Source organism: Psychrobacillus faecigallinarum (genome assembly GCF_014836595.1).
In the GTDB taxonomy this organism is placed as follows: Bacteria; Bacillota; Bacilli; order Bacillales_A; family Planococcaceae; genus Psychrobacillus; species Psychrobacillus faecigallinarum.
This window is the reverse complement of record NZ_JACSQO010000010.1, coordinates 131,676-143,967: the sequence shown is the minus strand read 5'-3', so window position 1 is coordinate 143,967 and position 12,292 is coordinate 131,676. Positions and strand designations below refer to the sequence as shown.

The window sequence follows — 12,292 nt, the reverse complement described above, 5'->3', positions numbered from 1 at the left end:
GTTATCCAGCGAGTTTCCTCAAATTTACTCCTTGTTTTTTCTTGAAGCGAAGGGGACAACATCGTATATTGAATGGCCCACTTCGATTATTCACGCCTAATATCCAAAATTCAACTGCTTGTTTCGGTTCACCTACGCGCAGACCACCTATAAAAGACTCTAACTGGAGTTCTAAAGGGGTGTATTGTCTTACTTTAGTAGATTTTTCCTCAAAAAAGGGAGGAGAATCGTTCAGTTGTGCATTTACTGTTCTATAATCCACCCCACAAATTAGTATACTAAATAAAACCAATAGAAGAAGTTTACTTTTATCCAATTTCATCATCCTAAATTATATTTAAGTTTAGTTTATCCTGTTCAGTTAGAATTATTCCTTTTTAAACTAACCTCCCGTTAATTTGAGCATTTCTTCACAATCTTTATAGTGATATTAACAGAAATGCCCGATAAAAATTCATCTAACCTCTAAGAAATCTAATTTAGGAAAAATGATTTTAATCAAACTTTATTTCAAATAATCGATCTTTATTATAAATAATCAATCTTTTTTACAAATCTACATTCATCGTGATCTAAATGCTCCTCATCGTTCCATATGCAGGCGGGTAATAGCCTATCTTCTATCTCTTTCATCATTTCATCAGATAAATACCTATGAAATACGTAACTAGCTATACGAATTTCAACTTCTGTTGGAATTATTCAGATGTCCCCACCAATCCATGACGTTCTCTCATAGAAACTTCCCCATCAACTAGAATCTTATATGAATCGTGAACGATTCGATCAAGAATGGCATCAGCTATTTGTGCTTGTCCTAGTTTCGAGTGCCATCCTTCTGGCGAAAATTGAGAACAGAAGATAGTCGACGCCCTCTTTAACCGTGACTCCACGATTTCCAGCACATGAAGTATATTTTCCTCTGAAAGCTCGGTTAATAACCACTCATCTAGGATTAGTAAATCAATCTTTTTGTATTTTTGAATTATCTTTCGGAAGCTGCCATCTGCTTCAAACTTTGCCACAGCTAATTCATCTAGTAATTCTGGTAGTCTAATATATTTCACTTTATAAGATTGACGACATGCATGGACACCAAAGGCATTTGCTATCCACGTCTTTCCGTTTCCTGACGCCCCCATTAAAATGATATTATGGTGATTTTGGATGTAATTTCCCGTTGCTAATTCTAATATCAGGTTCTTGTCTAACTTACGATCAGGATGATATTCTATATCTTCAATGGCTGCCGTTGGTTCGTTGAATGTTGCTTGTTTAATTAATCGTTCAAGCCTATTTGATTTACGTCTGTCATACTCAAAGTCTACTAAAAGGTTGAATCTATCATCAAAATCCATGCTTTTGTAATCTTTATTCTGGCATTGTTGCTGATATAATTCTGCCATTGCACCCATTTTCATTTCATTTAATTTACGTAAAGTTTCTTCGTTCATCATTTATCATCCCTCCCAAAGTAACTAGCTCCGCGCACAAATCCATAGTCATCAGCGTTGGTGTGATTTTTACTATCGGTTTTCTGATTTTGTTTTCGCTTTTTATTTCTTTCTAGTATGCTTTTCAAAACAGAAACCGTTGGGTTTGTAGAGATTTCAAGTAGTGTTTCTGCTGCTTTTTCCATTTCACTGTTTGTATATCTTGTAGCTAAATTCCTTAGCGTGCTGAGGATACTTAATGACTTTTTCTCCACATTCATTTCCAAGATAGAAGAGACAAATTGGAGTGTAGATGGTCCAATCGTTTCCGCCCACTTTCGATTGTTTTCAGGATTATGTTCTAAATATGATCGGTGATTATCAGGCATATGGTCTGTGTTTGTAGAAAACTGTCCAATTTCACCATATAACCGTTTGTGGGATGCAATTCGGACTTCTTTGAAGTAAACTTCAATTAAATCCGTGGTTTGTCTTATATCGACATTCTCCCGGACGTAATCATATGGAACGGAATAATACATTCTTTCAACCTGGATGTGGTAGTTCAGTTGAACTTTTGCTGTTTTCCATTCCGCAAGTTTATAACGTGTTTGAGGAAGCTGTTGAAAGTGGGATTTCTCTTCTTCCTCATACACCTTTTTACGCGAGCCCGGTCGCTTTTGAAAATTGATTGTATTGATTTCTTCTAGACTTTTAAAGATTTGCTTATTCAGATCATCAATATAGAAACATTGATAGTTTCTTAGTGCAGCTATAATCTGCCGGGAAATGTACCCAACAGTCCCTTCAACACTTGGTTTGTCTTTGGGTTTACGGACACGGCTTGGGACAATGACTGTATGATAATAATCTGCGAGTTCACGATAAGCCTCATTCAGAACCGGTTCTCCCCGAAGCGCCTTTGTAACACCTGTTTTCAAATTGTCCGGAACCAAGGTTTCTGGAACACCTTCAAAGTACTCAAATGCATGGATATGAGCGATAAGCCAATTAGCTGATTTCATATCTAAAAACGCTTCAACGTAGCTGTATTGACTATAGGGCAAGGTAGCGATAAAGACATAAGCCGGAATTGATTCTCCTGTTGAACGATCTATAATCTGCAGTGTCGATCCAGCCCAGTCCACCTCCATGATTTGACCTGGTTTTCTTCGAATAGGCATCGTTAACTTATACTTCTTCGCGTATTTCCCATAGCTTTCACAAAAAGTCCGATAAGCATAGGGGATCTTTCCACTTTCACGTGCTTCAGTCGCATACTCATGATGCAATAAAGTCAAAGTGACGTTCTTTTTTTGTAACTCCTTATGCACTTTTTCCCAATCAACCGGGAAGTACCCTTTCTCAACAGCTTGCTTCTCTGGAAAGAGAAACGATTCTAACCAGGGACTAGTCATCTCATCGTTCAAACTCTCTAGACCAAGCTTCTTGGTGCATTGAACGACATCCGAAACTGTATTTCTTGAGTGGCCAGTACTAGAACTAATGGTTCTTTGACTGACTCCTTCAAAATAAAGTTCCAAAATCTTGCGACAGTTAATCATAAAAAAAACCTCCTGTACATTAATGTCATGCGAGTTCGCATGCAAATTAAGTATACAAGAGGCTATTCTTTATTCTATTCATAGTGGCTCCCTGCACCGCAATTGATGGCTCTTTTATCCGCACTTACTGGCTCAAAACTCCACATAAGTGGCTCTATTCATCCGCAATAATCAACTTAGTTCTGTTACATTAAACTCACATTTAAACCTTTTTAACAAATTCAGATTTTAATTTCATCGCTCCAAAACCATCAATTTTACAATCAATATCATGGTCTCCATCAACTAAACGGATATCTTTCACTTTTGTACCGATTTTTACAACTGATGACGTTCCTTTTACTTTAAGATCTTTGATGACTGTTACAGAATCACCATCGTTTAAGACATTTCCATTTGCATCTTTGATAACCTTAGTATCTTCACTATTTTCTGCTTCCGGGTCTAAAGTCCACTCATGGGCACATTCTGGACAAACAAAAAGATTTCCGTCTTCGTATGTGTACTCTGAATTACATTTTGGACAATTTGGTAAATTAGACATATTTTTATTCCCTCCACCCGTTATCATTCGTTTGAATAGATAGCAGTATTTTTCAATTACTTTTTTGCAAATTTATAAGACTAGTAGTTACAAACTTTAATTTTGGGAAGCGTTTCTTATCTGTTTCCCAAGCACCTATTTTTATCTCATATCTTTTAATTTCTTAATAATCATATTTGGTGTCGCCCATTCATCACGGTCAAAGTCAGAAATAGACACGTCGATGTCTAAACCGTTCTTGAAATTCTACTAATATAAAACTTTGTATGTGAAGTGAAATTTTAAAAATCTAATGCATTTGCCTTATTCTTTATTGTATTTACTTCCTGGGATTGCTGAGAAAGTTGAGTACATTCATGAAAAGCGAAATGCTTACATCCTATACATTTTTTCGGATTCAAATGCTCTAAAGCACAATTAATTGCATCTCCTGTATGAGAAAAAAAGTTTTCTTCCCCAATTTCAACGTACAATCCATTCTTGTCTAGAGTTGTTTTTAACTCAGGTTGAATTCCTGAAATGAGAAGTATGCCACCTTGTTTTTTGTAATACTGAACAATATTCCTAAAGTAAGACTCTCCTGTCGTATCAATAAAAGGAACTTTTCCCATACGTAAAATTAAAACTTTGGGTTTATAATGAATGGTCGCTAAAATATTTTGTTCAAATGTTTGAGCAGCCCCAAAGAATAATGGACCTTCTATTGTGTAAATACTAATTTGTGGGCAATCATGAGCTTTATTTACCACATGTGGTAACAATTTTTCATTCTTTTTTGTATGATCAGGGAGCACTTTAGATATGACAAGCATATTACTCATACGTTTTGTAAACAAAATAATAGCTAAAATAAGACCGATTTCCACAGCTGTTGTCAAGCTTGTAAATACAGTGAGTAAAAATGTTACAAGTAATACAAGAGAATCCCCTGTCTTCATTTTTAGTATGTGAACAAAGTGTTTTTGTTCGCTCATATTCCAAGCTACCACCATTAAAATGGGAGCCATACTAGCAAGTGGAATATGTGAAGCATATGGAGCTAACAGAAGAAGCGTGAATAATACAAATCCCCCATGTATAACACCCGACATCGGAGATACAGCTCCATTTTTGATATTAGTTGCTGTTCGAGCAATCGCTCCAGTTGCAGGAATCCCTCCAAATAACGGTGTAATAATATTAGCAATTCCCTGACCAATAAGCTCTTTGTTACTGTTATGTTTACTATTAGTCATACCATCTGCCACGACAGCGGACAAAAGAGATTCGATACCACCCAACATTGCAATAACAAATGCAGGACCAATTAACTGTTTTATGCGCTCTAATGTGATTACCGGTATGTCAAACTGAGGAAGTGTATTTGGAATCGTACCATATGCTGTACCGATAGTAGGTACATGCCCTGAGAAGAATACAGTTGCAATTACAGTTGAGATAACAACACCTACTAATGAACCTGGTACTTTCGGTAAAATTTTTGGTGTTATAAGTATAACAAAAAAGCAAATCAAAGCAGTTATAACACTGTAAAAATTGACAGTACCGATATGAGTGAAGATTTCCTTTAGGTTTGCTATAAATTCCTCATGCTTTTTTATACCTGTTAGACCTAAAAGACTAGCAATTTGTCCCGTAAAGATAATGACAGCAATACCTGACGTAAAGCCAATTGTTACAGGACGTGGAATAAACTTAATTAAAGACCCTAGTTTAAAAATCCCCATAAGGCATAAGATAATTCCAGCCATTAAACCAGCAAGTAGTAAATTTTCATACCCATAGGTAATTACAATTCCTAAAAGAATTGGAACGAAAGCACCTGTAGGCCCTCCAATTTGATACTTCGAACCACCAAATAGCGAAATAAGTATCCCGGCAATACAGGCTGTATAAATCCCATACTCCGGTTTAACACCAGAGGCTATAGCAAAAGACATAGCAAGTGGAATCGCGACAACTCCAACAATCATTCCAGAAAGAAGATCCTTTTGAAAATGTCCAAATGAATATCCTTCAAATCTTCCCGTAAATAACTCTTTCATTCCAAACCCTTCTTTTCTATTTTTATTGAATCTTACTTCTTCTGAAGAATATTTTCTTTTGATAATTTTGAATTACAAATGCAGTTTTCATACTTTTATACAAAAGCTCTCTATCTCATTACAAGAGAGTATCAGCCTAATATTGGTTATACGTTTTGCTTAAATGCCGCTCTAATTTACCTATATCTCCACCTTCTTGTTAACCTCCGCTAGAAGCTCTCCGGCTCGACTATCTAACTTCTTCGTATCTATAAACGATGTAATCCATACCTTATCTGGAGTAATATCTCTGCGGAACATTTGTCCTGGGATTTCATTCCATAAACGATTCCATTCATCTAATACTCCTACTTGATCAAATAAAAAACCTTGAATCCCACATAACCAAGCTGTACAAGCTGTATTTCTTTTTTGACATCCAACTCCATCTTGTAAATGTTGACATGAAAAACAACAGGAATTTCCACTTTTAATACAAACCTTACAAACATAATGGGCTCCTATTGAGCGAAATATTTCCATTCCATGTTGGATGATATCTTCTTTCTTAACCTCAATTTTCAACCTAACCCTCCTTAACTATCGATTCACCTTCTGTTTCATTTAGTTCTTCTAACATTGAAATCGTGTCGATTAAATGGTTGTTAAAAATTTTCCGTGCAATTACCAGTAAATTCATAATCATAGGATCCCGAAGAGAATATAAAACTCGTTTTCCATCTTTGGTGCCGACAACAATATTTTTAGCACGTAGTACACTTAACTGTTGAGAAACAGCAGAGCCTTCCTTATTAAGAATGCTCTGGATTTCATTTACACTTTTTTCACCCTCTGACAATAATTCGAGAATATGTATTCGCAAGGGATGTGATAAGGCTTTAAAAAAATCAGCCTTAAATTTTTGCATTTCGTCTCCCATTTTAACGCCTCCATTACTTATCCTTGATTTTAAGAAATCTATATGTATCATATACATCTTCAAATTTTTGAATATATATATAATACATATAGAACTTACAATTTTCAATACAAATTTTGAAACGTAAAAAAAAACCATAAACGACCGTTTTTGATATGGTAAGTGAACTTCTCTAAAAACCTCAAAAACTATTTAAATACATAACCAAAAATATAACCAAAATCTAAATACCAATATATCTATCTCTACCCCCTTTTTGGTATAGTTAAGGCATTAATAAGGGGGGATTCTTGTTGAAATTTGGATATCCACGTGTCAGTACACAAGATCAGTCATTATCGTTACAACTTGATGCATTGGCTCACTACGGAGTGGACCAGACTTTTGAAGAAAAAGAATCAGGTAAGAAAAAAAAACGACCACAGTTAGATATTCAGAAATTGCTTCAAATTTATACTTTAATCCATTAGCTATGAAATGGTTTGTAGCTAATATGCTAAAAGGGGAATCCATAGAATCTATCCTAAAACATAAAGATGATTTAACTGAATATTGTATGTCTAATGTTTATAATAAGCTCTCAGAAGATGCTAAGAAGATATTAGAGATAATGCTTATCTCAAATAAAGAATGTAGTAATGCTGAATTGACATATTTGTTTAATATAGATTCTTTACGTTACGGTAAAGCAATGAATGATCTGTTTGCCACAAATATGGTTAATATGAAAAATGATAATAAAAAAGTTGAAAATCGAACTTTATTCTTTATTACAGATTTTGCAAGAGAATATCTAAAAAAGCACTGCAAACCCAGTAATAAATCATTTATTTCGATTCAAAAGAAGATGAGAACTTTAAAAGGACTTTCTGAAAATTTGCAAAATGAAGAAAATGACCCTTATAGAATTGAGTCAATCTTTATAAATCATTCTGATGAAGAGATATCCGCTTCTTATTTAAAGAAGGCATTAACTTTTGCTAATAAAAGTGAGTTTGAAAGTGCTGAAGAATATATCGAGAAAGCTAGAAATGCAACCCCTGATTTCTTTGAAGTATATAAAATATCAGCATTTATCAGTGTTTTACAGAACGATTATTATGCTGCCGAACTTGCTTATCAGACCGCTATAGAATGTAAACCAGATTATCCACCGATATATTTCTTTTACGCAGGTTTTAAATTAATGACAATTGAGAATTTTGATGAGGCTTATGATGCTATCACTTTTGCAGAAAAGTTAGATCCTAAAAATAATAGAATAAAAATGCACAAAGGTAGAATATTAAAACAGTTGGGTGAGTACTCAGAAGCTGAAAAAGTATTTAACGAAGTACTTGAAAATCTAGAAAACTTAGATATTAGAACCAAAAAGGAATTAGTTGATCAAGCGTCTGATAATTTAAAAAGATGGGCTGATATGACAAGAAACGAAAACGGGGAGTTAGCTGAATCTCTAATAAAAAAATCAATAAATATACTTGAAAGAATAGACGAGGCTCATTTTGACACCAAGATTGTTATTACAATTTCTAAGATAATTAAAACCTTAACATATATATATATTGAAATGAATAAAAATGACGTCTCATATTTAATTGAACTCTTAGAAAAATATTATTCAAAAGTAAGAGTTATTGAAGATAAAAACTTTAGACGACCTTTCGAATCACTTTTGGCTAAAATAGACTTAAATCAAAGAGAAGATATTACTAAAATATTTTCTTCCAATGTTGTGAACCATACAATTAAAGAACAAGGATTCATTATAAGTTTAATGCCTACATATGGCTTTATTAAAAACTTTTCACCTAACAATTTATTTTTCTATTGGAATGATTTTGAAGGAGACTTTTCTAAACTTGCAATAGGGGATAAGGTTCAGTTTACAATAGGTAGTTCTGAAAAAGGTCTCTGTGCAAAAAAAGTTACACTAGTATAAAAAACTTGTGGACTGTTTAATTTGGTCTACAAAAATCTCCAGAAGAACCCCCTGCATCCTATCATATGGTTGGATACAGGGGTTCTTTTCTTTGAGAATATCTTAAGGAAATTCCCAAAGAAAGTGGAAGCATAGACCCTAGCACCTCTCAATCCCATTTTTATAGAGCTGATACTCTCTTTTTATTAAGCATGGTAGTTGTCCCCTTTCTAAGAATTGACTCTCCCAGGAAGTTTACTATAGTAAACAGTAATAAATGAATGAATATTTTGACTCAGAAATGAGATTTTAATTAAAAGAGAAGAAGGCACCCCTAGCTTCTCTTTTTTTACTTCGATTTCATTTTGAAATTCTAGTCAAACTATCGAAAAGTGTAATATAAAAATTAAGTATAATAGAGATAATATTTTAAGGAGGAAATGATGCTTACTTTAGTGACATTTCAAAAAAATTAGGTAGATAATAATTTGAAGAGAGCTAAGAGCCAGATTGTCTAGGAGGAAAAAAATGGAGAGTATAGAAATTCCAAAAGAAGATGATGTGCTTGAGCTAATAGAATATTTTAAGAGTGAGTTAATTATTTATGCTACTGGTGGTTCATCAAATATTTCAGATTCTGAGTATGCACGAATTCGAAAAATTTTAATAGGTATCCCAAATATAAACGATTTAGTTCCTGAGTTTGTAAAGAAATATCGGAGTAAATTAGAATTTTGGGGATTTATAAAAGAAGAATATAGTTCTTATGCTGAAAGACGTACGTATTTAGCAAAAGTATTTAATGCAATGGTAGATAGATTAGAAGAGTCAAACTTTCTTTTGATTCCACAGTATGAACGTAATCAATTAATAGGTGAAGGTGGATTCGGACAAGTTTATAAGGTAGAAAACGAGTTAATAAAAATGAGTTTTGCTATAAAAGTGCTAAATCCTGCGTTTGCGAATGGAGGTGAAGGAAATCTAGAGAGATTTTTTAGAGAGGCACGAATCTTATTTAAATTACATCATCCAAATATTATTAAAGTTTATGATGTAGGATTAACAGGGAAAATTCCATTTATTAAAATGGAACATTTTGAAGGTAAAGACTTGAACAAAGTGTTGAAAGACCATAGTAATCTGACCCCAGAAAAAGCTCTTGTATTAATTGAAGAAGTAAGTGAGGCTTTAAACTATGCACATAACGAAGTAGGAATTGTTCACAGAGATATAAGACCAAGTAACATTATGGTCGCACGCCCTAATCAATTTAGACTTATTGACTTTGGTTTAGGCGTTTTTTTAGAAAAAGAATTAGTTTCTAGAATAACTAGGTCTGGAGAAAATATTGTAGGTGGGCATTACACAGCGCCAGAACTATTAGAGAATCCAAGTCTTTTAGACCCACGATCGGATATTTATTCTTTAGGAGCTGTATGGTTTACTGTGTTAACTGGAAGACCGCCAGCAGGAAGTAGAATTAAAGATCAGCTATTATCAATCCCAAGATTGAAGGGGGAATATTCTGATATGATATTAAAATGTCTTGATGATCTAGAAGATAGATATCAGAATATAAATGAGCTATTAAATGACATTCAGAATTATAGGAAGAACATTCTAGATTAATTAGTTAGAGTACTTTTAACGAATTTTTTTAAAATTAAATGAAAAGTATACAGAAATTAAATCGTATTTAAATTTAGATATACCGATTACTTTTTATATGAAATTGCAATCGGTGAGATTAAAATGAACAATTAAGAAAGGAGGAGGAGTAGGATGTATTGGCCAAGAAAAAAGGGGAACTTTAAATTTGTGGATAAAGAGAGCATTCCTTTATTAGAAATAAAAAATACGGGTGATATTGAACGAGAGTTTTACGTTTACTCTGAAAATTTTATATCAGCGGCAAATTTATTAGTGAACCATGTCTTAGAAACAAATGAAAATACTAAAAAAGATTTTTGGCTCTTCGGCCTAACTTATTTATACAGACAAAGCTTGGAGCTTATCTTAAAATCTATAGCCTTTAAATATATAACTATAAAGAATGATAGAGTGGAGTTTATAGGAAGGGTTAGACACAATCTAAAATATGCATATGATGAAATAAGTTTATTGGTACCAGCAGATGATCTTAGCTTGAAGGAAAGGGAAAGGGAATGGTTGAAAACTTTTTTGACTAATATATCTGAATGTGATGAGCAGTCTGATATGTTTAGATACCCATTCAGTATAAAAATGAAAGCATTTTTTCAAAAGCAAACCCATATCAACTTGAGGGTTTTAGGTACTAATATGAATACTGCTTATAAATTGTTAACTATGATTTCAAATAAGGCGGATGAAATCGATCATAAGGACTTAATCAAGTTCAAACCCGAATTTTTAATGTCTAGTGGAAGCTATCTTGAGCAAGCTGTGATTTGGAAAGGTTTCAATAATAATAATTATTACCCTTATATTCAGGGATATATGGAAAGTGGTAAATATTTATATGAATTAATTAAAGATGATCAAAAAGTCTACCTGTTCTTACCAATGTGTTATATGTATAGAAATGGAATAGAATTGGCTTTAAAACGTATTTTAGTCGAAGACTGTCAATTCGATAATCAAACAGCAGCAAATAAAATGAAAAATAAAAAGCATAGTATAGAAGGACTTTGGAATGTAATAAAAAATTATATAATTATAAGTTCTGATGTTCCCGATGACAGTTCAACTATTAATGATGTCGAGCTCTATATTAAACAACTACACAATTTAGATATTACTTCCGACAAATTTAGATATCCAATTAATAAATTTTTGAAATTCCACTTTGACAAAAAGGTAAGATTTGATGTAACCAATGTTTCGCTATGCTTTTATGAATTATTTACATTCTTAGATGCTGTAGATAGTATGCTTTCTCATCAAAATGAAATTTTGGCAGAAATGGAACTGGAAGCACGAAGAGAGTTGGAAAGTGATTACGAGCGCTATTAACATAAATTTCTTAAAACTAATGAATCGTTAAAGATTCTTCAATAGAAGAAAGAAAGAAAGAAAAAATATAAATTTATCTAATTTTCTTCTATTATATAATAGTCTTGCTGTTTCTTCTTCGAGTGCTTTAATCTTTGTATCAAGTTTATTTTTATCTTGGAAGAGGAAAGTATTTGCGTATCCAACAATATAAATAACAGGATGACGTTGATAGTCCTCGCCAATTTTAGCAATAAACACTTTTAAATTTCCTTTTATACCCTCAGTGGACGTGGAAAAAATTTCTGTTAAGAGACCTTCCTTCCGTAGGCCGATATAAGTCAATGTATTTTTTATTGGCTTATTTCGATTACTTTCGATCTTAAGCCAGTTGTTTGCAGTTGTTTGTAGTTGTTTGTAGTACTGTCTCTGAAGTTTTTTCGATAACTGATGCTCAGCAATATCCTTTTGAGGAAAAAGCTGTTTCCGTTTCAAGAATTGCACCACAAGAAAAATATCTCTCTCATCAAGTCCTAATTTTTCAAGGAATTTATTGACTTCCTTATTTTGTTCTTTGCTGCTGACTCGTATGTAACCGAAATTTTTATATATTATTACTCGTGGTTTTTGTTTTCTATTATTCTACCACTTAAATTCATAAACTTATTTATTATAGAAGTCTTTATTATAAAAAAAAAGAAGTCATTTTGGAACATTCAAATTGACTTCTTTTTATTTTGTGAAATTGGAATGTTGATGTCAACTCGACAAGGCAGTACTTTTAGTAAAAAAATTTAGGGGAAAATGAATAAATCAATAATAAAATTGCCAATAATAATAGTAATCTTTCAAGAAAATTCTTGAGATGAAACTACTATTCGAGGTGATAACG

General features: G+C 33.0%; 11 protein-coding genes and 2 pseudogenes. 4 read left to right on the top strand and 9 right to left on the bottom strand.

The window, feature by feature from the left end; genetic code table 11:
* Position 1 precedes the first annotated feature (1 nt).
* From H9650_RS17115 to H9650_RS17080, 8 genes and pseudogenes are all read right to left on the bottom strand, one after another.
* Positions 2 to 316, bottom strand: a complete 315-nt coding sequence (locus H9650_RS17115) for a hypothetical protein (RefSeq protein WP_142540011.1) — start codon at positions 314 to 316, stop codon at positions 2 to 4.
* A gap of 382 nt (positions 317 to 698) precedes the next feature.
* The gene (istB, locus tag H9650_RS17110) at positions 699 to 1,457 is read right to left on the bottom strand and encodes an IS21-like element helper ATPase IstB (RefSeq protein ID WP_142540012.1); all 759 of its coding nucleotides are present in this window, start codon (positions 1,455 to 1,457) and stop codon (positions 699 to 701) included.
* Positions 1,454 to 2,998, bottom strand: coding sequence for an IS21 family transposase (istA, locus tag H9650_RS17105; RefSeq protein ID WP_142540013.1), 1,545 nt, complete (start codon positions 2,996 to 2,998; stop codon positions 1,454 to 1,456). The genes istB and istA overlap by 4 nt, the downstream gene beginning before the upstream one ends.
* Positions 2,999 to 3,200: 202 nt before the next feature.
* Positions 3,201 to 3,542, bottom strand: a complete 342-nt coding sequence (locus H9650_RS17100; protein ID WP_142540014.1) for a zinc ribbon domain-containing protein YjdM — start codon at positions 3,540 to 3,542, stop codon at positions 3,201 to 3,203.
* Between the two features lie 141 nt (positions 3,543 to 3,683).
* Positions 3,684 to 3,798, bottom strand: a pseudogene (locus H9650_RS17095) (D-alanine--poly(phosphoribitol) ligase subunit 2); the annotation flags it as partial.
* Between the two features lie 25 nt (positions 3,799 to 3,823).
* The gene (locus H9650_RS17090; RefSeq protein WP_142540015.1) at positions 3,824 to 5,587 is read right to left on the bottom strand and encodes a SulP family inorganic anion transporter; all 1,764 of its coding nucleotides are present in this window, start codon (positions 5,585 to 5,587) and stop codon (positions 3,824 to 3,826) included.
* A gap of 136 nt (positions 5,588 to 5,723) precedes the next feature.
* Positions 5,724 to 6,151: pseudogene (locus H9650_RS17085) on the bottom strand (DNA mismatch repair protein).
* A 1-nt stretch (position 6,152) separates the two neighbouring features.
* Positions 6,153 to 6,506 (bottom strand): ArsR/SmtB family transcription factor, encoded by a 354-nt coding sequence (locus H9650_RS17080; RefSeq protein WP_142540016.1) that lies wholly within the window; start codon positions 6,504 to 6,506, stop codon positions 6,153 to 6,155.
* Positions 6,507 to 6,796: 290 nt separating this feature from the next.
* On the opposite strand from H9650_RS17080, the gene H9650_RS17075 reads away from it, so the two are divergent.
* The 4 genes from H9650_RS17075 (at position 6,797) to H9650_RS17060 (ending at position 11,421) form a co-directional block, all read left to right on the top strand.
* Positions 6,797 to 6,976 carry a recombinase family protein gene (locus H9650_RS17075; RefSeq protein WP_450088456.1) on the top strand — a complete coding sequence of 60 codons (180 nt, stop codon included), beginning with the start codon at positions 6,797 to 6,799 and terminating at the stop codon, positions 6,974 to 6,976.
* 23 nt (positions 6,977 to 6,999) lie between these two features.
* Complete coding sequence (locus H9650_RS17070; protein ID WP_191697722.1) at positions 7,000 to 8,448, top strand: tetratricopeptide repeat protein; 1,449 nt, start codon at positions 7,000 to 7,002, stop codon at positions 8,446 to 8,448.
* A gap of 507 nt (positions 8,449 to 8,955) precedes the next feature.
* Positions 8,956 to 10,056: a serine/threonine-protein kinase gene (locus H9650_RS17065; protein WP_151113188.1), complete on the top strand. Its 1,101-nt coding sequence runs from the start codon at positions 8,956 to 8,958 to the stop codon at positions 10,054 to 10,056.
* A gap of 153 nt (positions 10,057 to 10,209) precedes the next feature.
* Positions 10,210 to 11,421 (top strand): hypothetical protein, encoded by a 1,212-nt coding sequence (locus H9650_RS17060; protein WP_151113190.1) that lies wholly within the window; start codon positions 10,210 to 10,212, stop codon positions 11,419 to 11,421.
* A gap of 27 nt (positions 11,422 to 11,448) precedes the next feature.
* On the opposite strand, the gene H9650_RS17055 is transcribed toward H9650_RS17060, so the two are convergent.
* Positions 11,449 to 11,895: a hypothetical protein gene (locus tag H9650_RS17055; RefSeq protein WP_151113191.1), complete on the bottom strand. Its 447-nt coding sequence runs from the start codon at positions 11,893 to 11,895 to the stop codon at positions 11,449 to 11,451.
* Positions 11,896 to 12,292 lie beyond the last annotated feature (397 nt).